Origin of the sequence: Brevundimonas balnearis (genome assembly GCF_042434805.1) — a bacterium.
GTDB classification, from domain to species: Bacteria; Pseudomonadota; Alphaproteobacteria; order Caulobacterales; family Caulobacteraceae; genus Brevundimonas; species Brevundimonas balnearis.
Map to the genome: position 1 here is coordinate 245561 of NZ_JBHLSW010000004.1, position 24500 is coordinate 270060.

The window sequence follows — 24500 nt, forward strand, 5'->3', positions numbered from 1 at the left end:
CCTCGTGGGAGAAGGTGGCATGCGGAGCATGACGGATGAGGGGGCTGTGTCGGCTCCCCATCGTTCAACAGACTGCGAGCTGAACGAGCCCCCTCATCCGAGCGCCTCCGGCGCCCACCTTCTCCCACGAGGGGAGAAGGAAGCCGTTGAGCCCTTCCCTCTCGCGCCGCACCCGCTATGTCATCGGCCATGGCTTCGCCCGAGACTCCGCAGGACCGGTTCAAGCGCGCGCTGTCGACCGCCGCCCGGGCGCTGGCCGAACAGGCCGAGCTTGAGGTCGCCTTCGGCTCGGACGGGCCCAAGCTCGCCAACGGCGTCCTCACCCTGCCCCAGCCGCCGCGGGACCTGTCGGGCCCCGAGAGCGCGACCCTGCGCGGCCAGGCCGACCGGCTGGCCCTGCGGCTGGCCAATCACGACGAAGGCCTGCACGCGCGGCTGAGCCCGCCGGACCGAAACGCGGCCGAGGTGTTCGAGGCGGTGGAGCAGGCCCGGGTCGAGGCGATCGGCTCCGTCGCGCTGCCCGGCGTGCGCGCCAACATGGACGCGGCGCTCCTGTCGCGGCTGGAGAAGATGGGCGCGCTCAGGGTCGCCGACGCCGCGCGCGTCCCGTTGGCCGAGGCCGCGGCCCTGATGACGCGCGAGCGCCTGACCGGAAAGCCCGCGCCCGACGGCGCCGGACGGCTGCTCGATCTCGTCCGCGCCGAGCTGGAGTCCAAGGCCGGCCGTCAGTTCGATCGGCTGGCCGAGGCGGCGGGCGACCAGACCGCCTTCGCCGACCGGCTGAAGGACCTGCTGGTGGCGCTCGACCTCGACCCCGGCGACGGGCGCGGGGAGGAGGCCAACGACGATCCCGGCGAGGACGAGCCCGACGCCCAGGAGCCGCCGCCCGAGGACGACGCCGAGGACGAGGAGGAGCCCGACGGCGGCGAGGGCTCGCAAGGGATGGAGGGCCAGAGCGACGAGGAGCAGAGCTCCGAACAGCGCGAGACCCGTCCCGACGGCGCGCCCGCCGACCCGAACGCCGAGCCGTCCGACGACGCCCCCGACCTGGACGAGGGCGCCCGGCCCAACCGCGTCGAGAGCCAGGACGACGGCCGCGCGATCGACGCCTATCGCGTCTTCACCACGAAGTTCGACGAGGTGGTCGGCGCCGAGGACCTGTGCGACCCGAACGAGCTCGAGCGCCTGCGCGCCCTGCTGGACCAGCAGCTGACCAGCCTGTCCAGCGTCGTCACCCGCCTGGCCAACCGCCTGCAGCGCCGCCTGCTGGCGCAGCAGAACCGCAGCTGGACCTTCGATCTGGAGGAAGGCGTCCTCGACACCGCCCGGCTGACCCGGGTCATCACCGACCCCACCAGCCCGCTGTCCTTCAAGATGGAGAGCGAGAGCCCGTTCCGGGACACGGTGGTCACGCTGCTGCTGGACAACTCCGGCTCGATGCGCGGGCGGCCGATCATGGTGGCGGCGGTCTGCGCCGACGTCCTGGCGCGGACGCTGGAAAGATGCGGCGTGAAGGTCGAGATCCTGGGCTTCACCACCCGCGCCTGGAAGGGCGGCCAGAGCCGCGAGGCCTGGATCAGCGCCGGCAAGCCGCCCTCGCCCGGACGGCTGAACGACCTGCGCCACATCATCTACAAGTCAGCCGACGCGCCCTGGCGCCGGGCCAAGAAGAACCTCGGCCTGATGATGCGCGAGGGGCTGCTGAAGGAGAACATCGACGGCGAGGCCCTGGCCTGGGCCCACGGGCGCCTGCTGGCCCGGCCCGAGCAGCGGCGCATCCTGATGGTGATCTCCGACGGCTCGCCGGTGGACGATTCGACCCAGTCGGCGAACGCCGCGCTCTATCTGGACAAGCACCTGCGCCAGGTCATCGCCGAGATCGAAGGGTCGAGCCCGGTCGAGCTCCTGGCCATCGGCATCGGTCACGACGTGACCCGCTGGTACCGGAAGGCCCTGACCCTGGTGGACGTCGAACAGCTGGGCGGCGCCATGATCGAGAAACTGGCCGAACTGTTCGACCAGGACGCGGCGCCGAAGAAGCGGCTCAGGCGGGCGGCGTGACTTTCGAGGGGTCGGCGTCCCCCGACGCGAACAGCGCCATCACCTCCGCCGCCGTCAGCCGGGGCGCGCCGTCGGCGAACTCGTAGTAGGCGGGCTTCGAGTCCACGAAGATGTGCGACTCGATCCCGGCGAACTGGGTCTGGTCATCGAACGCGCCCACGGCGGCGCTGCTGGTCGATCCGTCGCGCATCCGCCAGAACATCGCCGAGCCGCACCGATCGCAGGATCCGCGCTCGGCCCAGTCCGAACTCTCGTACCACCGGACTGGCCCGGCGATCTCCAACACGCCGGTGAACTCGACCGCCATCAGGGGACCGCCGTTCCAGCGCGCGCAATCGCGACAGTGGCAGCAGTGAACACCCTTGGGGGAGCCCACGCCCCGAAAGGTGACCGCCCCGCACAGGCAGCGGCCGGTGGACCCGGCCGCCGTCGCGCCCTCGGGGTTTGAGGCGGCCGTCGTCACACCTTCTCGGCGATCTTGATGGCGGCCCTGCAGCCGGTCTGGATCACGGCGCTCAGCAGGCGATAGGCGGGGGCTTCGTGGGCGCCGTGCTCGATGGCGTGATCCTTGTGGGCCAGCTCCTCGTCGCGGAACCTGGTCAGCTCGGCCGCCAGCTCGGGATCGCGCTCGCGGATCTCCGCGATCTGGCGGTCGTAGTGCTCGCCGATGACCGTCTCGACCGCCTCGGTGCAGGCGTGCGCCGCCTTATCGCCCATCAGGGCCGTGCCGGCGCCGAGCGCGTGCGCCGCGACCCGCCAGAACGGCAGCAACGCCGTCGGCCGCACCCGGTGCTGGGTCAGCAGCTCCTGAAAACGGGCCAGATGCACCGCCTCGTGGCCCTGCATCTCGGTCAGGTCCTCGGTGATCCCCTCATGGCCCCTGCGCCCCCGGAAGACCGCCTTCTGGGCGCGATAGATCTCCACCGCCCCGAACTCGCCCGCGTGATCGACCCTCAGGATCTCGGCCAGGCGCGCGCGGGTCTGGCCGGCGCCGGGGCGGGGCAGCGGGATGCGGGCGGCGTCACTTTCGGGGGGCACGGGCGTCCTTCGGTCGCTTGGCGGCGAGCAGGCTGAACACCGCCAACGCCGCGCTGAACAGGGCGTTCCAGCCTGCCATGCTGACGCCCAGGAAGCTCCACGCCACGGCGTCGCACATGACCGGCCGCGACTCCGGGCCGACGCCCAGCGCCAGGGCCGTCAGGCTCTCCAGGTCGGCTGTTCCCCCGCCCGCGCAGGCGGCCGGCAGCTCCCACCAGTCCAGCTCTCCGCCCGCATGGAAGCCGGCGGTGATCGCGCCGGTGGTGAAGACGCAGAACAGCAGGAAGGCGGCGATGCGCGGGGTGCCCCGGCTGGCCCGGCTGAACAGCGTCCAGGCCGTGGCGATCAGGGCGATGGCCGCCGCCGCCCAATAGACCTCCCGCTGCTTGAGACAGAGGTTGCACGGGGCCAGGCCGCCGAACCGCTCGAAGGCGTGCGCGGCGCCCAGCATGGCCAGCGACGCCAGCAGCGCGAAGCCGGTCCACCAGCGGGTCAGGAGGCGATATAGGCCCATGGACCGCATCCTTAACCGCGCCGGCGGGCTTCGTCGATCGGGCTCAACCGCCGGTGAAGCGCTGGGTCAGGGCGACCGCCCATCCGGCGCCCAGCCAGAAGGCGATGACGACCGTGATCAGGGCTCCGGCCCAGGCCGTGGCGATCGCGGCCCCGCCCGCCACGAACAGGCCGTCGCGCTGGATCAGCCCGACGGCCAGCAGCGTCAGCGCCACCGACGGAATCGTGTTGGTCAGCGGCAGGACGATGGTCACGGTCGCCAGGATCATGAAGGCCGCCGCCGCCCGCTCGGCCCAACCCTCGGCGAAGACCTTCAGGCGTGGCCGGCTGACCCGCTCGAACCAGCCCATGCGCTTGACGGCGAAGTCTCCCATCCGGTCCAGCCAAACCTTCGACACGCGGCGCTCCAGAATCTGGCGCGGCAGCCAGGGCTCCTCGCGGCCCACCAGCATCTGTCCCGCCAGCAGCAGGACGGGGATGCCCACGATCTGCGGCACGCCGTAGAGCGCCGGCACCAGACAAGGCACCGCCAGGATAAGGATCAGGATGCCGAAGCTGCGCTCGTCGAGCCGGTCGACGATCTCGCCGATCGTCATGCCGTCGGGGCCCGAGGTCTCCGACAGCCGCGCGATCAGGCGGATGAAGCTGTGGTCGCCCGTGTCGCGATGCAGGTCCGGCTGGCTCATGGCGGCTGCGATATCCGATCGCGCGGCCCGTTGCGAGAGCCGTCACGTCTGCGCGACGGGGCACGCCTCGGGTTGGCTTGCGCGCCCGTCGTGACTAGGTTCCCGGCCAAACGCGCCCGGCTCGGACCCGGCGCCCAGGTTCAGGAGACGACCATGGCTGACGACATGACCCCCGCCCAGCGGCTGGACGCGGACAACCCGCTCGGCGTCGACGGCTTCGAGTTCGTGGAGTTCACCGGGCCCGAGCCCGGGGCGATGATCGAACGGCTGGAGCTGATGGGCTTCACCCAGACCCATGTGTCGCCCGACCAGGTGGTGCGGCTGAAGCAGGGCGACATCACCCTGCTGGTCAACCGCGCGCCCAAGGGTCAGGCCGGGGAGTTCGCCCGCGAACATGGCCCGTCGGCCAACGGCATGGCCTTCCGCGTGGCCGACGCCAAGGCGGCCTTCGAGGGCGCGGTCGCGCGCGGCGCGCGCCCGGCCGAGGCGCACCAGGGCGGGGCGCTCGGCGCCGACTATCCCTATGTGCTCCAGGGCATCGGCGGCTCGCTGCTCTATCTCATCGACAAGTACGGCGAGGCCGGCTCGCTCTACGACGGCTGGGACGAGATCGAGGGCTGGGAGGAGGCGGAGCGCAAGAACTCGGTCGGCCTCTATTGCCTGGACCACCTGACCCACAACGTGCGGCGCGGGCAGATGCGCAACTGGTCCGGCTTCTACGGCTCGGTGTTCAACTTCCAGGAACAGAAGTACTTCGACATCAAGGGCAAGGCGACGGGCCTGTTCAGCCAGGCGATGATCGCGCCGGACAAGGCCATCCGCATCCCGCTGAACGAGAGCCAGGACGAGAACAGCCAGATCGAGGAGTTCCTGCGCCGCTACAACGGCGAGGGCATCCAGCACATCGCGCTGGCGACGGACGACATCTTCGAGACGGTCGAGGAGATGAAGCGTCGCGGCATCGCCTTCCAGGACACCATCGAGACCTACTTCGAGCTGATCGACAAGCGCCTGCCGAACCACGGCGAGGACGTGGAGCGCATGCGCAAGAACCGCATCCTCATCGACGGCTCCGACGAGGACGGCATCCTGCTGCAGATCTTCACCCAGGACACCTTCGGTCCGATCTTCTTCGAGATCATCCAGAGGAAGGGCAACCAGGCCTTCGGCGAGGGCAACTTCCAGGCGCTGTTCGATTCCATCGAGCTGGACCAGATCCGGCGCGGCGTCATCAAGGTCGACGCCTGAGGATCGCCGGGGTTGCGTCCGCCCTCATGGCTGCCGTTCCTGGGCCCTCCGGTCGCCGGCCTGACCGCCGGCGTGCTGGGGCGGTCGGAGCCCAACGTCTGGCTGTTGATCCTGGTCGCGACGGCGGTCGGCTTCCTGCCGATCATCGCCTATCGCCTGTGGAAACGCTGGCATCACCGCCGGCCTGACTGAGGCCGGCTCCGGGGGACCTTCACCGATGCGATCCGTCGTCATGCTCGCCGCCGCCGCCCTGGCGCTCTGCACGCCCTGTGCGGCCCAGGATCGGCCCGCCTGGTCCTTCGCCATCCATGGCGGCGCGGGCGTCATCGAACGCGCCGACCTGTCGCCGGAGCAGGACGCCGCCTATCGCGCCGCCCTGAACCGCGCGCTCCGGGCGGGCGGCGAGGTGCTGGAGGCCGGCGGGTCGGCGCTGGACGCCGTCGAGGCGGCGATCCGGATCATGGAGGACGATCCCCTGTTCAACGCCGGCCGTGGCGCGGTCTTCACCGCCGCCGGCCGCAATGAGCTCGACGCCGCCGTCATGGACGGCACGACCCGCAACGCCGGGGCCGTGGCGGGTCTGACCCGGACGCGCCATCCCATCGCCGCAGCGCGGGCGGTCATGGAGGACTCCCCGCACGTCATGCTGATCGGCGAGGGCGCCGAGACCTTCGCCGCCGCCCAAGGGCTGGAGCAGGTCGATCCGGCCTTCTTCTTCACCGAGAGCCGCTGGCGGGCGCTGGAGCGGACCTTGCGCGAACGCGGCGAGCCGATCCCGGAGCGCCCCTCGGGCGTCCCCCCGTCCGGCGCGACGGCCGCCGTGGCGCAGCCGCCGCTGGATGAGCGCAAGTTCGGCACCGTCGGCGCGGTGGCGCTGGACCGAGAGGGCCGGCTGGCGGCGGGCACCTCCACCGGCGGCATGACCGCCAAGCGCTGGGGCCGGGTCGGCGACGTGCCGGTCATCGGCGCGGGCACCTACGCCTCCAACGCCGACGGCTGCGCCGTCTCGGCCACGGGCTCGGGCGAGTACTTCATCCGCGCCACGGTCGCGCGCGACATCTGCCATCGCACGGCGCGGGGACTGCCGGTCCAGGCGGCCGCCGAGGCCGAGATCGCCGACGTCGGCTCGATCGGCGGCGACGGCGGGGTGATCGTCATGGGCGCCGACGGCTCCGTCGCCTTCGCCATGAACACCTCGGGCATGTATCGCGGCGCGATGACCGCCGGATCCGCGCCGCGCGTCGCCATCTACGCGGACGAGGAATGACGGCCCGCCCCGACCATCCCGGCGTCATCGCCCCGCCGCCGCTGATCTATTTCGCCTTCCTGGGTCTGGGCTGGGCGCTGGACCGGTTCGGGGCGCAGATCGGCCTGCCCCCGGACGAGGCCATGACCCTGGGACTCGCGACCGAGGTCCGGCGCGGCGTCGCCCTGGCCCTCATCCTGGGCGGGCTGCTGCTCGACGGCATGGCGGCGGGCCTGTTCCGCAGGCTGGGTACGGCGGTCGAGCCGTGGAAGCCGTCCACCGTGCTGGCGACCGACGGCCCCTATCGCTTCAGCCGCAACCCGATCTACGTCGGTTTCGCCATCACCTACGCCGGGCTCACCGTGGCCATGGACGCCCCGATCGCGCTGGCGCTGCTGTTGCCCTGCCTGGTCGTGGTCGACCGCTTCGTCATCGCCCGCGAGGAAAAGTACCTCGAGGAGAAGTTCGGCGAATCCTATCGCGCCTACACGCGTTCCGTCAGGCGATGGATATGACCACCGACGACGAACTGGCCGTCATGGCGCGCGAGGAGCTCGAGGCCGCCTGCGCCCTGACCTTCGAAGAGATCCGCCGGATCACCCCGTGGGGCGACAGCTTCCTCGGCTTCGCGCCCTCCGGCCGGGAGGTCGAGATCGAGCGGCGCTACCTCTGGGCCCACGACCCCGAGGGCGCGGTCATGGTCGAGGTGGAGGTCCGCTGCCTGCCGGGCCGCGAGCGCTGCGGCGCGGAGGCGCGGGCGCTCGTCACCCCCTAGATCAGCCGTCATCGAGCGCCGTTAACCTTTTCCATTGCGCCGCCGCCGCCACAGGGCATCATGGCGGAGCGACGGGAGGGGAAGAGACCGATGAGCGCCTATCCGACCGACTTTCCCGGCGTTCAGGACGCCTATCAGCTGGCTGAGCCCGGGCTGTTCCTGGGCGTCGATCCCCTGATCGCCGCGCTCCTGGCGCTGGCTGTGCTGGGAGGTCTCGTCGTCGCCTATCTGGTCGGGCGGGGCGAAGGCTCGGGCCGCCGCGCGGGGGATGCGGTGGACGCGATCCATCAGGACCTGCTGGACGCCAGTCGCGAGGCCATGATCGCGGGCGACGCCGACCTGCTCGGCCGCTGCAAGACGCTGCGCCGGAGGATCGACGTCCACCTGGGCCCGCTGCTGACCGTCGCCAAGGGCGCCGGCGGCCCGGTCAAGGCGCTCGACCAGGCCATCGCGGGCAAGAAGGAGATCGAGGCCAAGCCCAAGCCGGACACGCCCGACTCTCACCCCTCTCATCCGTCGCACGGCCCCGCCCATCCGCCCTCGGCCGTCGCGGCGGCGGCCGCCGGATCGCCGGTGATCGTCAATGTGCTGGGCGGGGTCGCCGAGGCGGTGCGCACCGACCCGCCGCCCAAGCCCGAGGCCGAGGCGAGGCCCCTTCCTGAACCCGCCCCGCCGCCCAAGCCGGCCCCCGCACCCGCCAAGGTGACCGAGGACATGACCATCGAGGAACAGGTTCACGCCCTGGCCCGCGCCACGCGGGAGTTCCACGCGTGGTGGTCCGACGCGGCCCCGCGCAAGGCGGAGCTTCGGGCGGTCGTGCGCGCCCTCACCACCGCCCCGGCGAAGCCCCCCCACCACGGACACGGCGGGCACGGCGCGCGCCACTGAGGCCCGCCGCGGGAGCCCGCCCCGTTTCCAAGCCGGTGGAAACGGCCTAAGCCTGACGCATGAAGCTCGCCTCTCTGAAGCACGGCCGCGACGGCCGCCTGGTGGTCGTGTCCGAGGATCTCGCCTGGTTCACCGACGCCTTCCTGATCGCGCCGACGCTCCAGGCGGCGCTGGACGACTGGGATCGCTGCGAGCCCGAGCTGCGCGCCCTGGCCGAGAGCCTGGAGCACGGCGCCGTCCCGCGTGGCCGCTTCCATGAGCGCGAGGCGGCGGCGCCCCTGCCCCGCGCCTATCAGTGGGCTGACGGCTCGGCCTATGTGAACCATGTCCAGCTGGTGCGGCAGGCGCGCGGCGCCGAGATGCCCGACAGCTTCTGGACCGACCCGCTGATGTACCAGGGCGGGTCGGACGGCTTCCTGGGTCCGCGCGACCCGATTCCGCTGAGGGACGAGGCCTGGGGCTGCGATCTGGAGGCCGAGGTGGTGGTGGTCACCGGCGACGTGCCGCTGGGCGCCTCCCGCGACGCGGCTCTGGAATCGATCCGCCTGGTCGGGCTCGTCAACGACGTCTCCCTGCGCAACCTGATCCCGGCCGAGCTCGCCAAGGGCTTCGGCTTCGTCCAATCCAAGCCGGCTTCAGCGCTGTCGCCGGTGTTCGTGACGCCCGACGCGCTCGGCGACCGGTTCAAGGACGGCAAGCTGCACGGCGCGCTCTCGGTCGACCTGAACGGCCGCCCGTTCGGCCGCGCCGACGCCGGCCAGGACATGACCTTCGACTTCGGCGTGCTGATCGCCCACCTGGCCAAGACGCGATCGCTGGGCGCCGGCTCGATCATCGGCTCGGGCACGGTGTCGAACCGCGACGCCGACGGCGGCCCCGGCAAGCCGGTCTCCGAGGGCGGACTGGGCTATTCCTGCATCGCCGAGGTCCGCACCGTCGAGACGATTCTGCGCGGCAAGCCCGAAACCCCCTTCCTGAAAGCCGGCGACACCGTCCGCATCGAGATGCTGGACGAGAAACACCACTCCATCTTCGGCGCCATCGAACAGACGGTGCAGGCGGTCTGAGGCGCCGAAGCCCTACCAGGGAAAGAGCGACGGCGGCGAGGCCCTCTCGGGCTTGTAATCCCGCCGTCGCTTTGTTCTATCCTCGAGTACGGAGGTCGGCGAACGGGGGTGTCGATGTACGCGAACGCGTCTCACGAATATCGTGCCGACATCGCTGGTCTGAGGGCGGTCGCCGTTCTCCCGATTCTTTTGTTCCACGCGGGTCTCGGCGCGCTCGGCGGCGGGTTTGTCGGCGTCGACGTCTTCTTCGTGATTTCGGGCTTCCTGATCACCCGCATCATCGTCCGTGATCTGGGCTCGGATCGCTTTTCGATCATGGAGTTCTATCGTCGACGGGTGGCGCGGATCTTTCCGGCGCTCGCCCTCGTTCTGACGGCGACGTTGATCGCGGGAGCCGCCTTAATGCTTCCGCGCGAGGCCCGCGACCTCGGAATGAGCTCCGTCGCGGCGGCGGCTTTCGTTTCGAACTTTCACTTCATGCTGACGACGGACTATTTCGGCGGCGCGGCCGAGTACAAGCCCCTCCTGCACACCTGGTCGCTCGCCGTCGAGGAGCAGTTCTACGTCTTCTATCCCATCCTGGTGTTGGCGGTCTGGAAATGGGCCCGCCGCTGGCTGACGGCGATCATCGGGGCTTTGTGCTTGGCGTCCTTCGGCCTCGCGCTCGTCGTCGGGCAGATTGCGCCTGAAGCCGCCTTCTACATGTTTCCGACACGGGCATGGGAGCTCGGCGTCGGGGCGCTCGTCGCTCTCGGCGCGGCGCCCTCGGGGCTTCGGGACCGCGTCAAGCACGCTCTCGCAATGGTCGGCTTGGCCTTGATCGTGATCGGTGTGCTGACGATTCGTCCGGACGCCCTCTTTCCAGCCCCTTCCGCATTGCTGCCAGTAATGGGAGCCGCGCTGCTGATCGCATACGGACAGACCGGCCCCACGGCGGCGCTGCTGTCCTGGCGTCCGATGGTCTGGGTCGGCGACATCTCCTATTCGCTCTACCTCTGGCACTGGCCGATCATCACCCTTTACCGACTCCAGACCGGCGTCGAACTCGACGGCGTCGAGACCGTCGCGCTCGTCGTCGCCTCGATCATCGCCGCCGCGCTGACGCGGGTCGCTCTGGAAGAGCCGGCGCGCAGGCGACTGGCCGCCTTGCCGCGCCTGCCGGTGGTCTTTGGCGGTGTGGCGGCTCTGGCCGCTGTCGCGGGGGCGAGTTGGGCCTCTTCGGAGCGCCCGGTGCGGCTGCGCCCGGCGCCGGCGGAGGTGGAGCGGCTGGCATCGGTCGTGGACTATCGTCAGACGCCGGATTACGCCCGCCAGTTCAGGCGCGGCGTGTGCTTCTGGGGGACCGGCGACGGCCGGCGCTACGACCCCGGCTGCCTCGAAGCCGCTCCAGGTCGAGAGAACTGGGTGGTGTTTGGCGACAGTCACGCCGCCCAGTATTGGCGAGCGCTTCAGGAATACTGGCCGCAACGCCATGTCATTCAGGCGACGGCGTCGGGATGTCGTCCGCTGCTGGAAACCGAAGGGGCCGCCCTGTGCACGGACCTGGCCGATCACGTCTTCCGGGACGTCTTGCGGCCTGAAAGGACCGCCGGCGTCGTGTTCGCCGGCCAGTGGCGCGAAGACGAGGTGCCGGAACTGGTCCGGACCGTTCGAGAGGTCCGCAGACGGGGACTCGCCGTGGTCGTCATCGGTCCGACCGTCGAGTACGACGGGGACTTCCCCCTGATCCTCGCGCGAGCGACCCTGATGGGCGAGGCGGACGTGCCGTCACATCGCCGGCTCGCGCGCAGGCGGGACCTCGACGCCGCGATGCGTGCGACGTTCAGCGAGATCGACGCCACTTACGTTTCAGCCTGGCAGGCCGAGTGCCCCGAGGACCGATGCACGCTGCTCGACGACAAGGGCCTTCCCCTCCACTTCGACTACGGCCACCTGACCTTGGACGGGGCCCGGATGATGGTCAGACGGTTCGGCTCGCAACTGCCTTAGGGCGCCGCTCGCATCGCCACCTGAACGATCGTTAACTTGCGAAGACAAGCGTCTTTGACACACCCTGTCGGCTCAACTTCCAAGCCAGGGGGGCAAGGCGTTGCTCACGGTCACCAATCTCGTCCACGTCTACGGCAACGGCACGCGGGCGCTCGACGGCGTCTCGCTGGAGGTGCCCAAGGGCATGTTCGGCCTCCTGGGCCCCAACGGCGCGGGCAAGTCGACCCTGATGCGGTCGATCGCGACGCTGCAGACGCCGACGTCGGGCGACATCCGCTTCGGCGACATCGACGTCGTCAAACAGCCGGAGCAGCTGCGGCGAACCCTGGGCTATCTGCCTCAAGACTTCGGCGTCTATCCGCGCGTCTCGGCCTATGAGCTACTGGACCACATGGCGGTGCTCAAGGGCGTCACCGACGGCAAGGCCAGGAAGGAGACGGTCGAGACCCTCCTGAACCAGGTCAATCTGTGGTCGGTCCGCAAGAAGGCCGTGGCCGGCTTCTCCGGCGGCATGCGCCAGCGCTTCGGCATCGCCCAGGCCCTGATCGGCCGGCCGCAGCTGATCATCGTCGACGAGCCGACCGCCGGCCTCGACCCGGAGGAGCGCAACCGCTTCCTGAACCTGCTGGCCGAGATCGGCGAGAGCGTGGTCATCATCCTGTCCACCCACATCGTCGAGGACGTGGCCGACCTGTGCCCGCGCATGGCGGTGCTGGCGGGCGGCAGGATCCAGCTGGAGGGCGCGCCGTCGGACCTGATGGACGCCCTGAAGGGCCGCGTCTGGAGCAAGACCATCGACAAGGCCGCGCTGGAGGATCACCGCGCGCGCTACGAGGTGATCTCCACCCGGCTGTTCGCCGGCAAGACCGTGATCCACGTGCTCGCCGACGCCGATCCGGGCGAGGGCTTCGAGCCCGTCTCCGGCGGGCTGGAGGACGTCTACTTCTCGACGCTCACGGCCTCGCGCCGCGCGGCCTGACCGGGAGGATCGTCCATGTTCGGCGCCGTCACGGCCTTCGAGTTCCGCTACCAGACCCGCCAGCCGGTGTTCTGGGTGGTGGGCATCCTGTTCTTCCTGCTCAGCTACGGCGTGGTCGCCTCCGACCAGCTCAGCCTGGGCGGCCTCGGCAACGTCAAGGAGAACAGCCCCTACGCGATCAGCTTCTCGATGATGATCTGGTCGCTGTTCTGCATGTTCGTGACCACGGCCTTCGTCGCCAATGTCGTCGTACGCGACGCCGAGACGGGCTACGGCCCCATCATCCGGGCCACACGGGTGGGCAAGTTCGACTATCTGATCGGGCGCTTCATCGGCGCCATGCTGGCCGCCTGCCTGTGCTTCCTGGCGGTGCCGCTGGGCATCTTCCTCGGCGCGCTGATGCCGTGGGTGGACCCCGAGACGCTCGGGCCGCACGTCCTCGCCTACTATCTGCAGCCGTATCTCACGATCGCCCTGCCGAACCTGTTCCTGACGGGCGCCCTGTTCTTCGCCGTGGCCACGGTCACGCGGTCGATGATGTGGACCTATGTCGGCGTGGTCGGCTTCCTCATCGCCTATCTGACGCTGGGCACGCTCGGCAGCCGGCCGGAGTTCGAGGACACGGTCGCGCTGCTCGAGCCCTTCGGCGGCTCGGCCTACGGCCTGGCCACCGAGTACTGGACCGCGGCGGAGCGCAACAGCCGCCTCGTCCCGCTGGAGGGCGCCTTCCTCTACAACCGCCTGATCGTGCTCGGCGTGGCCCTGGCGGCGCTGGTCGCGGGCTACCTGCTCTACCGGTTCGAGACTCGCGGCGCGAAGCTCAAGAAGGCCGAGAAGCTGAAGGCCATCGCCGAGGCCGCCGCCGGCGCCCCCGTCGCGTCCGGCCCCCTGCCCGCCCCGCGCTTCGACGCCGCCGCCGCCCGCGTCCAGCTGTGGGCGCGCACGAAGTTCGAGATGGGCCAGGTGTTCAAGAGCCCGGCCTTCTTCGTGCTGCTGGCGCTCGGCCTGTTCAACAGCATCGGCTCGCTGCTGTTCGCGGGCGAGCTCTACGGCGCGGAGACCTGGCTGGTGACCCGGCTGGTGATCCAGACGCTGCAGGGCGCCTTCACCTTCATCCCGCTGATCGTGGCCATCTACTACGCGGGCGAACTGGTCTGGCGCGAGCGCGAGCGGCGCACCCACGAGATCGTGGACGCCACCGCCGTGCCGGACTGGGCCTTCGTCCTGCCCAAGACCCTGGCGATCGCGCTGGTCCTGGTCGCGGTGATGCTGGTCAGCGTCGGCGCGGGCGTGCTGGCCCAGGTCATCAAGGGCGTGACGGACTTCGAGCTGGACAAGTACCTGCTCTGGTACGTCCTGCCCGAGACGATCAACGTCGTGCACCTGGCCGTGCTGGCGGTCTTCATCCAGGCGCTCGTGCCGCACAAGTTCTTCGGCTGGGGCGTGATGGTGCTCTATCTGATCAGCCGCATCGTCGCCTCCAACCTCGGCTTCGACCACCCGATCTACAACTACGGCGCCGGGGTGTCCGTGCCCCTGTCGGACATGAACGGCATGGGCGACTTCTGGATCGGACGCGCCTGGTTCGACGCCTACTGGAGCGCCTTCGCCGTCATCCTGGTGGTCATCGCCTACGCCCTGTGGCGGCGGGGAACCGAGACGCGGCTCATGCCCCGTCTCAGGCGCGCCCCGGCCCGGTTGAAGGGCGCGGCGGGGGTCACCGCCGGCGTCGCCGCGGCCGCCTTCGTCGCCCTGGGCGCCTTCATCTTCGTCAACACCAACGTCTGGAACGAATACCGCAACGGCCGCGACGGCGAGAAATGGCAGGCGGCCTATGAGAAGGCGCTGCTGCGGTACGAGACGGTGCCGCAGCCGAACATCACCGACGTCACCCTGGTGCTGGACCTCGATCCGCATGCGCCGCGCCTGACGACCGAGGGGACCTACGTCCTGGAGAACCGCACGGACGCGCCCCTGACGCAGCTTCACCTGCGCTTCGCGCGCGACACCCAAGTCAAGGCGATCCGCCTGGAGGGCTCGCGCCCGCTGCGCACCTACGACCGGTTCAACTATCACATCCTGACGCTGAATCGGCCGATGCAGCCGGGCGAGCGCCGGACGCTGGCGTTCGAGACCGAGATCGCCCAGCGGGGCTTCCGCGCCTCGGGCAATCTCACCGAGATCGTCGACAACGGCGCCTTCATCAACAACTTCGAGTTCGCGCCGATCCTGGGCATGGATCGCTCCAGCATCATCCGCGACCGCTCGGTGCGGCGTCGCAACGGCCTGCCCGAGGACGTGCGGATGGCCAAGCTGGAGGACACATCGGCCCAAGGCCGCAACTACGTCGGCAACGTCGACTGGGTCCGCTCTGACATCACCGTCACCACCGTCGCCGACCAGACCCCGGTCGCGCCCGGCTACAAGGTCTCGGACGTCACCCAGGGGAACCGCCGCACCGCCCGCTTCGTGTCGGAGGCTCCCATCCTGCACTTCTTCTCGGTGCAGTCGGCGGACTACGAAATCGCGCGCGAGACCCACGACGGCGTCGAGCTGGCCGTCTACTACGACCGCCAGCACCCCTGGAACGTCCAGCGCATGCTGAACGCCCTGAAGACCGGGCTCGACTACTACCAGGCTGAGTTCAGCCCCTACCAGTTCCGCCAGGCGCGGATCCTGGAGTTCCCGGCCTACGCCAGCTTCGCCCAGGCCTTCGCCAACACCATGCCCTACTCCGAGAGCATCGGCTTCATCGCCAAGCTGGACGAGTCCGGCGAGAAGATCGACTATGTGACCTACATCACCGCCCACGAACTGGGGCATCAGTGGTGGGCCCACCAGGTCGTCAGCGCCGACATGCAGGGCTCCACCACCTTGACCGAGACCCTGGCCCAGTACAGCGCCCTGATGGTCATGGAGAAGCTCTACGGCCCCGACCAGATCCGGCGCTTCCTGAAGTACGAGCTTGACAACTATCTGGGCGCGCGCGGGACCGAGGTGCTGGAGGAGCTGCCGCTCTACCGCGTCGAGAACCAGGGCTACATCCACTACCAGAAGGGCGGCCTGGTCATGTACCTGCTGCGCGACCAGCTGGGCGAGGCCGCCGTCAACGCCGCCCTGCGCCAGGTGATCGCCGACCATGCCTTCCGGCCCGCGCCGTTCCCGCGCTCGCTCGACCTCATCGCCGCGCTGCGCGCCAACGCCCCGGCCGACAAGCAGCAGCTGATCACCGACCTGTTCGAGCGGATCACCCTCTACGACGTCAAGGTGACCGATGTGACCTCGACGGAACGCGCCGACGGCCGCTTCGACGTGGCGATCACGGTGGAGGCGAGGAAGCTCTACGCCGACGGCCAGGGCGTCGAGACCGAGTCGCCGCTGGCCGAGACCTTCGACGTCGGCCTGTTCAGCGCCGAGCCCGGACGCGCCGCCTTCGATCAGGAGGACGTGATCCTGTTCGAGCGTCGCCCGATCCGCACGGGAACCCAGGTCCTGCGCTTCGTCGCCGCCGAGCGCCCGACCCACGTGGGGGTCGATCCCTACAACAAGTGGATCGACCGGAACTCCGACGACAACGTGCGTCCCGTCGGCTGACCGCTGCAAGGGAGCGTCGGGTCCGCCCGGCGCTCCCGCTCGCTTCTCATAGACGCTTCAGGCGGCGGGCGTGGCCGCCGACCATCCTCAGCGCCATGCCGTTCGGCAGATGCTGGGCCAGACCCGACAGCAGGCGATTGGCCAGCCCCGGAATGACCCGCGGCCGGTTCGCCTCCACGCCCTCGATCCCCGCCTCGACCACGGCCTCGGCGGTCATCCACATCCAGCGGGGATAGGCGGCGGACACCTCCTCGCGGGAGCCGTTGACGTCGTGGAACTCGCTGTAGGTGTAGCCGGGGCACAGGGCGGTCACGTGCACGCCGCGATCCCTCAGCTCCAGGTGCAGACCCTGCGACGCCTTGATCAGGAAACTCTTGATGGGGCCGTACAGGGTGTCGCCCCCGGTCGCGGGCATGGTCCCCGCCAGCGACGCCACATTGACGATCCGGCCGTAGCCGCGCTCGACCATCGCCGGCGCCAGCCCGTGCGCCAGCTTGACCGGCGCGGTCAGCATGACCCGGATCATGGCGTCATGATCGGCCCATTCCGACGCCAGGAAGCCCGAGGTGCGGCTGTAGCCCGCGTTGTTGACCAGCCCGTCGGGCGACAGGCCCTGGCTCCGCAAGGCCGCCAGCAGGCGATCCGCCCCGTCGTCGGCGCCCAGGTCGGCCGGAACGACATGCGCCTTCACGCCCGACGGCGTCAGCACGTCCGCCAGGGCCTCAAGACGCTCTCGGCGGCGTGCGGTCAGGATGAGGTCCCAGCCGCGACGGGCATAGGCGCGGGCGAAAGCCTCGCCGATCCCGGCCGAGGCGCCGGTGATCAGCACCGACCGGCGCGCGGGCGCGCTCACGCCGCGACGACGACCGGCCGGGGCAGGATCAGGCCCCTGAGCGACGCCGGATCGTCGGCCAGCAGGTCCGCGACGGTGATCTTGCCGAGCGCCGCGGCGGCAGCCTCGTCGGCGGCGACCAGCGCCTTGGCCACCTGCCTTGGGATGTGCTGCCCGACCGGACAGCCCGCGGCGCCTGCCGGCGGCGAGCCCAGGTGGGCGCAGCCGTTCACCGCCTTCAGCACCTCGTCCAGGGTGATCGCCTCGGGCCGCCTGAGCAGCCAGGCGCCGCCCGAGGCCCCCGCGCGCGTCCCGATCAGGCCGGCCCGCGACAACATGGCGGTGACCCGGCGCACCACCACGGGGTTCGTCGGCACCGAGGCCGCCAGCACGCCGCTGGGCACCGCATCGGCGGCCGCATAGGCGCCCTTGTGGGCCAGATAGGCCAGGGCGTGGGCGGCGACGGGGAATCTTTGGCTGTCGGACATGGCTTTCGCATGGAAAGATAGGCGCTTGCGGCCGTTCCGCCAAACGGCCCCGCCACCGCCGCTGTGCGCCGCAACAAAATCGTCATGGGCGCGATTGAACCGCGGGGGGAAAGCGCCTAAAGGCTCGCCGCTGTTTTGGGCCCCCTCCCCGGGCCCGGAGGATGTGCATGGTCGGGGCCGCCCCCCGCGACGGCCAGAACAGCGCCGCCGCGCCTTCCAACACCGATCCCAGGGCCGGCGCCGAGATCGGGCCGGAGCACCCGCACCCCGCCGCCGCCGGCGAGGGCGGTCACGGCCGCAGCGGCTTCTGGGCCCTGATGATCGGCGCCATCGGCGTCGTCTTCGGCGACATCGGCACCAGCCCGCTCTACGCCATGCGCGAGGCCCTGGCCCACTCCCGCTCCGGCGGCGCGGCCGAGCTGGCGGTGCTGGGCGTCGTGTCGCTGGTGTTCTGGGCCCTGATCCTGGTGGTGACGATCAAGTACGTCACCTTCCTCATGCGCGCCGACAACAAGGGCGAGGGCGGCACGCTCGCCCTCATGGCGCTGGCCCAGCACGCGGTCGGCCGCCGCTCGGCGGTGATCTTCCTCCTGGGCGTCTGCGGCGCGGCCCTGTTCTACGGCGACGGCATCATCACGCCGGCGGTGTCGGTGCTGTCGGCGGTGGAGGGCCTGGGCAAGGCGCCCGGCGTCGGTTCGACCTTCGACCCGTTCATCCTGCCGATCGCGGCGGGCATCCTGATCGGCCTGTTCCTGGTCCAGGCTCGCGGCACCGGCAGCGTGGCCAAGCTGTTCGGGCCCCTGACCACCCTGTGGTTCCTGACCCTCGCGGGCCTGGGCCTCTATCACATCTTCGACGACATCTCGATCCTCAGGGCCCTGTCGCCCTGGTACGGCGTCGCCTTCCTGATCGACAACGGATTCCTGGGCTTCGTCATCCTGGGCAGCGTGTTCCTGGCCGTGACGGGGGCCGAGGCGCTCTATGCGGACATGGGCCATTTCGGCAAGGCGCCGATCCGGGCGGGATGGCTGTTCATCGTCCTGCCGTGCCTGACGCTGAACTATTTCGGGCAGGGGGCGCTTGTGCTGGCCGAACCCGAGACCCGTCTGGACCCCTTCTGGTCCATGATCCCCGAGATCGCCTACTGGCCCGTCTTCGGCCTGGCGACCATGGCCACGGTCATCGCCTCCCAGGCCGTGATCACCGGCGCCTTCTCGGTGACGCAACAGGCGGTGCAGCTGGGCCTGCTGCCGCGCCTGGACATCAGGAACACCTCCGAGAGCCAGGCCGGCCAGATCTACGTGCCCTCGGTCAACTCTGCCCTGATGGTCGGCGTGCTGTTCCTGCTGGCCCTGTTCCAGACCTCGTCGAACCTCGCGGCCGCCTACGGCATCGCGGTCACCGGGGCGATGTTCGTCGACAGCCTGCTGGCCTGGTTCGTCATCAGGCACCTGTGGAAATGGCGGACGCCGGTCGCCATCGTGGCCATGACGCCATTCGTGCTCATCGACCTGGTGTTCATGACCTCGAACCTGCTGAAGATCCCGCAGGGAGCCTGGTTCCCGCTGGTGCTGGGCGTCGGCCTGCTCCTGCTCATGTGGACCTGGGTGCGCGGCACCCAGATCCTGACCGCCAAGACCCGCAAGGACAGCCTTCCGCTCAACGACCTGATCGAGATGCTGCGCGCCCGCCCGCCGCACCGGGCGCCGGGCACCGCCATCTTCCTGACGTCGGACCCCGACGTCGCGCCGGTCGCGCTGATGCACAACCTCAAGCACAACAAGGTGCTGCACGAGAAGAACGTCATCCTGACGGTGCGCACCCTGGACCAGCCGCGCGTGCGCGAGGCCGACCGCGTCGTGATCGAGCCGATCAACGAGGACTTCAAGCGCCTGACCATCTCCTACGGCTTCATGGAGACGCCGAACGTGCCCAAGGCGCTGGGGGTGTGCCGGAAGCAGGGCCTGAAGTTCGACATCATGGCGACCAGCTTCTTCCTCGGCCGCCGCTCGGTGATCCCGTCGGCCCAGCAGGGCATGCCCCTGTGGCAGGACCGACTGTTCATCTTCCTGATGCGCAACGCCGCCAACCCGACCGACTTCTTCCGCATCCCGCCCGGCCGCGTGGTGGAGCTCGGCACCCAGGTGTCGGTTTGACGGTGGGTGAAGAGTGCCAGTGAGCAAGGGGTGAGCGAATGCAGCGCCACGCACGGCTCACCTCTCGCTCACGAGCACCGTTCACTCTTCACCCCTGCTCCCCGCCCGCGCCGAGAAAGGCCCTGACTTGAACGACCCCGGCGTCGAAGCCCGCATCGCCGCGGGCGTGCTGCTGAACGCCGCGCTGGAGAAGCGCGGCGGACTGGACGAGGCGCTGCGCTTTCGCGAGGTGGCCGCCCTGTCGCCCGCCGATCGGGCCTTCGCCCGCGCGCTGGCCATGGCGGCCCTGCGGCGCCTGGGTGAACTCGACCAGATCCTGGACCGCCGCCTGAAGACCGCCCCGCCCGCGCCGGTCCGCACCCTGCTGCGCATCGGTCTGGCGCAGATGCTCTATCTGGACACGCCGGACTTCGCCGCCGTCTCGACCGCGGTGAAGCTGGCCGAGCGGGACGCCAAGACCCGCCCCTACAAGGCCCTGGTCAACGCCGTGCTGCGCGGGGTCGGGCGCGACGGGCCCGGCGCCGCCTCGGCGGAGCGCAACCTGCCCGACTGGATCGCCGCGCGCTGGAAGGCCGCCTATGGCGAGAAGGCCTTCGCCGGCCTGGCCGAAGCCACGCGTGTGGAGCCCGCCACCGACCTGTCCGCCAAGCCCGGCGTGGACCTGGCGGCGCTCGCCGCCTCGGTCGAGGGGCGCGTGCTGCCCGGCGGCACGGTCCGCAGCGGCCTGAAGGGCGACATCGCCACCTGGCCGGGCTTCGACGCCGGCGACTGGTGGGTTCAGGACGCCGCCGCCGCGATCCCGGCCCGGGCGCTGGCGGTGAAGCCCGGCGCGACCGCGCTCGACCTCTGCGCCGCGCCGGGCGGCAAGACCCTGCAGCTGGCGGCGACGGGCGCGGCCGTCACGGCGCTGGACCGCTCCGCCCCGCGCCTGAAGCGCCTGTCGGAGAACTTCGCCCGCGCGGGCCTTGAGGCCGAGGTGGTCGCGGTCCCGGCCGAGGACTGGCAGGACGGCCGCACCTTCGACGCGGTGCTGCTCGACGCCCCCTGCACCGCCACGGGCACCTATCGGCGCAACCCCGAGGTGCTGCGCGCCACCCGCCCCGCCGACGTGGCCAAGCTGGCCGACGTGCAGCATCGGCTGCTGGACGTGGCCGCGGCGCGCGTCGGGCCCGGCGGGCGGCTGGTCTACTGCGTCTGCTCGCTGGAGCGCGAGGAGGGCGAGACCCAGGCCATCGCCTTCCTGCGCCGCACGCCCGGCTTCCGCACCCTCCCGCTCGACCCCGCCGCCGTGGGCGCGCCCGGCGAGTCGTCGACCCCCGAGGGGTGGCTCCGGCTTCTGCCGTCCATGTGGGCGGACCAGGGCGGCCTGGACGGCTTTTTCATCGCGGCGTTCGAGCGGGCGCTATAGAACCCTTCTCCCCTCGTGGGAGAAGGTGGGCGCCGGAGGCGCTCGGATGAGGGGGCTCGTTCAACCGGCAAGCCGTCAGACGATGAGCGGGCGGCTGCATCCCCCTCATCCGTCATGCTCCGCATGCCACCTTCTCCCGCGAGGGGAGAAGGACTTCGGCTCTACCGCCTCAACCGCCTCGCGTTGTCGGTGGCGGCCCGGTGGATCGGCTTCAGCGCCTCGGCCTGGGCCTCCAGCAGGGTGGCGTTGAGCCTCAGCGCCTCGCCGGCGGCGCGGCCCCACCAGCCCATGCCGTAGCTCATCAGGGTCAGACCCGCGTCCATGGGATTGCGCGCGCTGGCGGCCCGGGTCATCGCCTCGCCCGCCAGCCGCGCCTCGTTCAGCGCCGAGGCGCCGGCGCGCGTCGCCGCCTCGCCCAGCTTGCCCGACGCGCCGGCGGCGGCCAGGGCGCCGGCTTCGACCTTCTCCAGGCTCATGCGGGCCATTTCCGGCAGATCGACGCGCCGGGGGTCGGCCATCCCGGCGGCCAGGATCTCCAGCCGCGCGGCGACCACGTCGCCCGCCGCCTTCATCATCTGGCCCTGCGCCACCGCCGTCGCCGCGGCCGTCTGGGCGGCCCTTTGGGCGCGACGCACATCTCCTTTCGTCATGAGGCGGACGATGGGCCCCTTTCAGTCCTGCGGCAAGGGCTCGGCGGCGAAGGCGTGCAGGTCCTTGATCAGCGCCGGCGCCGCCAGATCGATGATCTCCCGGCCCTTCGCCGGACTCGCCTGCGCGGGGTCCGATCCGATGCGGCCGTCCGGAAAGCGGTCGCGGTAATCCAGCGCGTCGCGGATGGGGCCGACCGGCGCGATCTGCGGCGCGTAGGCGGCGGTCTTGACCCGCTCGGGATAGGCGGCCTGGGTCACCGCGATCTCCGACGGCGTGGCGTGCATGCCGTGGCCCGTCGGGAACAATCGGTTGCACAGGCCCGTGACGCCCGGCAGGTCCCACCAGTTCCTCAGCTTCATCGTCATCTGCGGCCGGGCCTCCGCGAACGACCACTCGGCCCAGACCTCCGAGAAGGTCGCCTCGATCGTCGCGACGTTCCCGCCGTGGCCGTTCAGGAAGTAGATATGCTCGAACCCGTGCCGCGCCAGCGACGAGATCCAGTCCGAGATCGCCGCCATGAAGGTCGAGGGGCGCAGGCTGATGGTGCCCGCGAACGCCAGGTGATGCTGGGCCATGCCGATGTTGAAGGTGGGCGCGACGGTCAGGCTGTCGTCCGAGGCCTCGGCCGCGTGGGCGATGATCTCCGGGCACAGCCAGTCGGTGCCGAGCAGGCCCGTGGGCCCGTGCTGCTCGTTCGAGCCGATCGGCACCACGACGGCGCGCGCCAGCGGATGGTCGGACTTCAGCCGCGCGTCGATCTCGGGCCAGGACGACAGATGGATCAGCATGAGGGAACTCCGGAACTGCTGCTTGCGTCCTTAAGGCCGTTCGGCGTCGCGGGGAAAGGCTTGCGGAGCGCGCGGGCGCGGGCTTGAAGCAGGACATGACGGACGAGGTCGACATCGCGGTCATCGGAGCGGGCCCTGCGGGCATCGCCGCGGCGCGGCGGCTGATCGCCGCCAAGGCCGACGTCATCGTTCTGGAAGCCCGCCCCCGCGTCGGCGGGCGCGCCCACACGATCATCCGTGGCGGCGTCGCGATCGACGTCGGGGCCGGCTGGCTGCATTCCGCCGATGAGAACCCGCTGTCGCCGCTGGCCGAGCGGATCGGCTTCGAGATCGACCGGACGCCGCCCCCCTGGGACCAGCAGGCCTTCAACCTGGGCATGACGCCGGAGGAGCGCGCCGATTTCCGCGCCGCCTTCGACGCCTTCGACCAGCGGGTGGAGGCGGCCGCGAAGGACGGGCCGGATCGACCGGCGTCCGACCTGTTCGATCCCGACGGCCGCTGGAACGCCCGCATGGACGCGGTCTCCGGCGCCCTGAACGGCGCCCGCTTCGGCGAGGTCTCGGCCCAGGACTACGCGGGCTACGAGGACTCCGGCGTGAACTGGCGGGTCCCCGCCGGCTACGGCGCCCTGTTCGCCGCGCTGGCCGAAGGCCTGCCGATCGCGCTCGACCGGCCGGTGACACGGGTCGACCGGACAGGGTCGCGCCTGGTGCTGGAGACGCCCTCGGGCGCGGTCTCGGCCCGGGCCGTGATCGTGACCGTCCCGACCCGGCTGATCGCCGAGGAGGCGATCCGCTTCGATCCGCCCCTGCCCGACCTGGTCGAGGCCGCCCACGGCGTGCCTCTCGGCCTGGCCGCCAAGCACCACATGGCGGTCACGGGCGCGGAGGATTTCCCTAAGGACAGCCAGCTGTGGGGCCGCGCCGACAGCGCCGACACCGCCGGCTATCACCTCAGGCCGTTCGGGCGGGGCATGATCGAGGCCTATTTCGGCGGCCCCCTGGCTTGGGGCCTGGAGGCGGAGGGCGAGGCCGCGTTTCACGCCTTCGCCGTGGACGAGCTGGTGTCGCTGCTGGGGTCGGGCATGAGGAAGCGCCTGACGCCCCTGTCGACCTCGATGTGGGGGGCCGACCCCTGGTCGCGCGGGGCCTATTCCTACGCCCGCCCCGGCCACGCGGGCGACCGCGCGCGGCTGCGGGCCCCGGTCGAGGACCGCATCTTCCTGGCGGGGGAGGCGACCTGCACCCGCTTCTACGGGACCGCCCACGGCGCCTGGATGGAGGGCGGGCGCGCGGCGGATCTCGCGCTTCAGGCCGTCGCGGCATGAGCCGGCCGCCCGCCAAGGCGACGGCGAAGACGGCGGCCAAGCGGCCCCGCCGCATCCCCGGCTTTCCGCCCGACCCCGACCGGGTCGAGGCCATCTTCGAGCGCCTGGCCCGCGTCATGCCCGAGCCGAAGACCGAGCTGACCTTTCAGGACCCCTTCACCCTCGTCGTCGCCGTCGCCCTGTCCGCCCAGGCGACCGACGTGTCGGTCAACAAGGCGACCGACAAGCTCTTCAAGGTCGCGGACACGCCCGAGAAGATGCTGGCGCTGGGCGAAGCGGGCCTGATCCCCTTCATCAGCTCGATCGGGCTCTATCGAAACAAGGCGAAGAACGTCATCGCCCTGTCCCGCCGGGTGCTCGAGGTCCACGGCGGCGTGGTGCCGCTCAACCGCGCGGACCTTCAGGCGCTCCCCGGCGTCGGCCGCAAGACCGCCAGCGTCGTGCTGAACGAGCTGGGCATCGAGCCCGCCATCGCGGTGGACACCCACGTGTTCCGTGTCTCGCACCGGCTGAAGCTCGTCACCGGCAACACGCCCGACAAGGTCGAGGACCAGCTGCACCAGGTGGTGCCCCCGGCCTATCTGCCCAAGGCCCACCACTGGCTGATCCTGCACGGCCGCTACACCTGCGTGGCGCGAAAACCGAAGTGCGCCGCCTGCGTGATCTCCGAGCTGTGCCCGTCCAGGGTTGAGCTGGGCGGCTAGCATCATTTTCCTCCCCCGCTCAGCGGGGGAGGGGGACCGCGAAGCGGTGGAGGGGGCGACC

Annotated in this window: 23 protein-coding genes; 15 read left to right on the top strand and 8 right to left on the bottom strand. The window is 70.7% G+C overall.

Annotation, left to right across the window (positions count from 1 at the left end):
- The first annotated feature begins 189 nt into the window (after positions 1-189).
- Entirely contained in the window at positions 190-2061 is a 1872-nt protein-coding gene (gene cobT, locus ACFFGE_RS06905) for a cobaltochelatase subunit CobT (protein ID WP_376835521.1), read from the top strand.
- On the opposite strand, the gene ACFFGE_RS06910 is transcribed toward cobT, so the two are convergent.
- The 4 genes from ACFFGE_RS06910 to ACFFGE_RS06925 are packed head-to-tail and all read right to left on the bottom strand — an operon-like array spanning position 2045 to position 4298.
- The gene (locus tag ACFFGE_RS06910; RefSeq protein WP_376835522.1) at positions 2045-2524 is read right to left on the bottom strand and encodes a GFA family protein; all 480 of its coding nucleotides are present in this window, start codon (positions 2522-2524) and stop codon (positions 2045-2047) included. The genes cobT and ACFFGE_RS06910 overlap by 17 nt on opposite strands.
- Entirely contained in the window at positions 2521-3099 is a 579-nt protein-coding gene (locus ACFFGE_RS06915) for a demethoxyubiquinone hydroxylase family protein (RefSeq protein WP_376835523.1), read from the bottom strand. Before ACFFGE_RS06915 ends, ACFFGE_RS06910 begins: the two co-directional genes overlap by 4 nt.
- Positions 3083-3613: a disulfide bond formation protein B gene (locus tag ACFFGE_RS06920; protein ID WP_376835524.1), complete on the bottom strand. Its 531-nt coding sequence runs from the start codon at positions 3611-3613 to the stop codon at positions 3083-3085. The genes ACFFGE_RS06915 and ACFFGE_RS06920 overlap by 17 nt, the downstream gene beginning before the upstream one ends.
- Before the next feature lie 43 nt (positions 3614-3656).
- Positions 3657-4298 carry an exopolysaccharide biosynthesis protein gene (locus tag ACFFGE_RS06925; protein WP_376835525.1) on the bottom strand — a complete coding sequence of 214 codons (642 nt, stop codon included), beginning with the start codon at positions 4296-4298 and terminating at the stop codon, positions 3657-3659.
- Between the two features lie 165 nt (positions 4299-4463).
- On the opposite strand from ACFFGE_RS06925, the gene hppD reads away from it, so the two are divergent.
- From hppD to ACFFGE_RS06975, 10 genes are all read left to right on the top strand, one after another.
- Positions 4464-5546: a 4-hydroxyphenylpyruvate dioxygenase gene (gene hppD / locus ACFFGE_RS06930; protein WP_376835596.1), complete on the top strand. Its 1083-nt coding sequence runs from the start codon at positions 4464-4466 to the stop codon at positions 5544-5546.
- Positions 5547-5558: 12 nt separating this feature from the next.
- Positions 5559-5738 carry a hypothetical protein gene (locus ACFFGE_RS06935; protein ID WP_376835526.1) on the top strand — a complete coding sequence of 60 codons (180 nt, stop codon included), beginning with the start codon at positions 5559-5561 and terminating at the stop codon, positions 5736-5738.
- 25 nt (positions 5739-5763) lie between these two features.
- A complete protein-coding gene (locus ACFFGE_RS06940; protein WP_376835527.1) occupies positions 5764-6813 on the top strand; it encodes an isoaspartyl peptidase/L-asparaginase family protein in 1050 nt (349 codons plus the stop codon).
- Positions 6810-7307, top strand: coding sequence for a methyltransferase family protein (locus ACFFGE_RS06945; RefSeq protein WP_376835528.1), 498 nt, complete (start codon positions 6810-6812; stop codon positions 7305-7307). The genes ACFFGE_RS06940 and ACFFGE_RS06945 overlap by 4 nt, the downstream gene beginning before the upstream one ends.
- Positions 7304-7567 (top strand): hypothetical protein, encoded by a 264-nt coding sequence (locus ACFFGE_RS06950; protein ID WP_376835529.1) that lies wholly within the window; start codon positions 7304-7306, stop codon positions 7565-7567. Before ACFFGE_RS06945 ends, ACFFGE_RS06950 begins: the two co-directional genes overlap by 4 nt.
- A 90-nt stretch (positions 7568-7657) precedes the next feature.
- Positions 7658-8455, top strand: a complete 798-nt coding sequence (locus ACFFGE_RS06955) for a hypothetical protein (protein WP_376835530.1) — start codon at positions 7658-7660, stop codon at positions 8453-8455.
- A gap of 59 nt (positions 8456-8514) precedes the next feature.
- On the top strand, positions 8515-9522 hold the full coding sequence (locus tag ACFFGE_RS06960) for a fumarylacetoacetate hydrolase family protein (RefSeq protein WP_376835531.1): 1008 nt from the start codon (positions 8515-8517) through the stop codon (positions 9520-9522).
- Positions 9523-9636: 114 nt separating this feature from the next.
- Complete coding sequence (locus tag ACFFGE_RS06965) at positions 9637-11511, top strand: acyltransferase family protein (RefSeq protein ID WP_376835532.1); 1875 nt, start codon at positions 9637-9639, stop codon at positions 11509-11511.
- 100 nt (positions 11512-11611) lie between these two features.
- Entirely contained in the window at positions 11612-12490 is an 879-nt protein-coding gene (locus ACFFGE_RS06970) for an ABC transporter ATP-binding protein (protein ID WP_376835533.1), read from the top strand.
- Positions 12491-12505: 15 nt separating this feature from the next.
- Positions 12506-16084 (top strand): ABC transporter permease/M1 family aminopeptidase, encoded by a 3579-nt coding sequence (locus ACFFGE_RS06975; protein WP_376835534.1) that lies wholly within the window; start codon positions 12506-12508, stop codon positions 16082-16084.
- 46 nt (positions 16085-16130) lie between these two features.
- Here the strand turns inward: ACFFGE_RS06975 and ACFFGE_RS06980 are convergent, their stop codons facing one another.
- Positions 16131-16937, bottom strand: coding sequence for an SDR family NAD(P)-dependent oxidoreductase (locus ACFFGE_RS06980; protein ID WP_376835535.1), 807 nt, complete (start codon positions 16935-16937; stop codon positions 16131-16133).
- A complete protein-coding gene (locus ACFFGE_RS06985) occupies positions 16934-17404 on the bottom strand; it encodes an Rrf2 family transcriptional regulator (protein ID WP_376835536.1) in 471 nt (156 codons plus the stop codon). The genes ACFFGE_RS06980 and ACFFGE_RS06985 overlap by 4 nt, the downstream gene beginning before the upstream one ends.
- Before the next feature lie 167 nt (positions 17405-17571).
- Here ACFFGE_RS06985 and ACFFGE_RS06990 point away from each other — a divergent pair, with 167 nt between their 5' ends.
- Positions 17572-19560 carry a potassium transporter Kup gene (locus tag ACFFGE_RS06990; protein WP_376835537.1) on the top strand — a complete coding sequence of 663 codons (1989 nt, stop codon included), beginning with the start codon at positions 17572-17574 and terminating at the stop codon, positions 19558-19560.
- A 127-nt stretch (positions 19561-19687) separates the two neighbouring features.
- Complete coding sequence (locus ACFFGE_RS06995) at positions 19688-20968, top strand: RsmB/NOP family class I SAM-dependent RNA methyltransferase (RefSeq protein WP_376835538.1); 1281 nt, start codon at positions 19688-19690, stop codon at positions 20966-20968.
- Positions 20969-21129: 161 nt separating this feature from the next.
- Here ACFFGE_RS06995 and ACFFGE_RS07000 read toward each other — a convergent pair whose 3' ends face one another.
- Both ACFFGE_RS07000 and ACFFGE_RS07005 read right to left on the bottom strand, forming a co-directional pair.
- A complete protein-coding gene (locus ACFFGE_RS07000; RefSeq protein ID WP_376835539.1) occupies positions 21130-21603 on the bottom strand; it encodes a phasin in 474 nt (157 codons plus the stop codon).
- A gap of 36 nt (positions 21604-21639) precedes the next feature.
- On the bottom strand, positions 21640-22407 hold the full coding sequence (locus tag ACFFGE_RS07005) for a creatininase family protein (protein WP_376835540.1): 768 nt from the start codon (positions 22405-22407) through the stop codon (positions 21640-21642).
- A gap of 95 nt (positions 22408-22502) precedes the next feature.
- Here ACFFGE_RS07005 and ACFFGE_RS07010 point away from each other — a divergent pair, with 95 nt between their 5' ends.
- Together ACFFGE_RS07010 and nth are read left to right on the top strand one after the other, a co-directional pair.
- Complete coding sequence (locus ACFFGE_RS07010; RefSeq protein ID WP_376835541.1) at positions 22503-23735, top strand: flavin monoamine oxidase family protein; 1233 nt, start codon at positions 22503-22505, stop codon at positions 23733-23735.
- The gene (gene nth, locus ACFFGE_RS07015; protein ID WP_376835542.1) at positions 23732-24439 is read left to right on the top strand and encodes an endonuclease III; all 708 of its coding nucleotides are present in this window, start codon (positions 23732-23734) and stop codon (positions 24437-24439) included. Before ACFFGE_RS07010 ends, nth begins: the two co-directional genes overlap by 4 nt.
- The last annotated feature ends 61 nt before the right edge of the window (positions 24440-24500 follow it).

Bases quoted from the DNA above. Each gene is read 5' to 3' on its own strand.
- cobT (WP_376835521.1), top strand. From the start codon at position 190: ATGGCTTCGCCCGAGACTCCGCAGGACCGGTTCAAGCGCGCGCTGTCG.
- ACFFGE_RS06920 (WP_376835524.1), bottom strand. From the start codon at position 3,613: ATGGGCCTATATCGCCTCCTGACCCGCTGGTGGACCGGCTTCGCGCTG.
- ACFFGE_RS06925 (WP_376835525.1), bottom strand. From the start codon at position 4,298: ATGAGCCAGCCGGACCTGCATCGCGACACGGGCGACCACAGCTTCATC.
- hppD (WP_376835596.1), top strand. From the start codon at position 4,464: ATGACCCCCGCCCAGCGGCTGGACGCGGACAACCCGCTCGGCGTCGAC.
- ACFFGE_RS06940 (WP_376835527.1), top strand. From the start codon at position 5,764: ATGCGATCCGTCGTCATGCTCGCCGCCGCCGCCCTGGCGCTCTGCACG.
- ACFFGE_RS06945 (WP_376835528.1), top strand. From the start codon at position 6,810: ATGACGGCCCGCCCCGACCATCCCGGCGTCATCGCCCCGCCGCCGCTG.
- ACFFGE_RS06950 (WP_376835529.1), top strand. From the start codon at position 7,304: ATGACCACCGACGACGAACTGGCCGTCATGGCGCGCGAGGAGCTCGAG.
- ACFFGE_RS06955 (WP_376835530.1), top strand. From the start codon at position 7,658: ATGAGCGCCTATCCGACCGACTTTCCCGGCGTTCAGGACGCCTATCAG.
- ACFFGE_RS06960 (WP_376835531.1), top strand. From the start codon at position 8,515: ATGAAGCTCGCCTCTCTGAAGCACGGCCGCGACGGCCGCCTGGTGGTC.
- ACFFGE_RS06965 (WP_376835532.1), top strand. From the start codon at position 9,637: ATGTACGCGAACGCGTCTCACGAATATCGTGCCGACATCGCTGGTCTG.
- ACFFGE_RS06975 (WP_376835534.1), top strand. From the start codon at position 12,506: ATGTTCGGCGCCGTCACGGCCTTCGAGTTCCGCTACCAGACCCGCCAG.
- ACFFGE_RS06985 (WP_376835536.1), bottom strand. From the start codon at position 17,404: ATGTCCGACAGCCAAAGATTCCCCGTCGCCGCCCACGCCCTGGCCTAT.
- ACFFGE_RS06990 (WP_376835537.1), top strand. From the start codon at position 17,572: ATGGTCGGGGCCGCCCCCCGCGACGGCCAGAACAGCGCCGCCGCGCCT.
- ACFFGE_RS07005 (WP_376835540.1), bottom strand. From the start codon at position 22,407: ATGCTGATCCATCTGTCGTCCTGGCCCGAGATCGACGCGCGGCTGAAG.
- ACFFGE_RS07010 (WP_376835541.1), top strand. From the start codon at position 22,503: ATGACGGACGAGGTCGACATCGCGGTCATCGGAGCGGGCCCTGCGGGC.
- nth (WP_376835542.1), top strand. From the start codon at position 23,732: ATGAGCCGGCCGCCCGCCAAGGCGACGGCGAAGACGGCGGCCAAGCGG.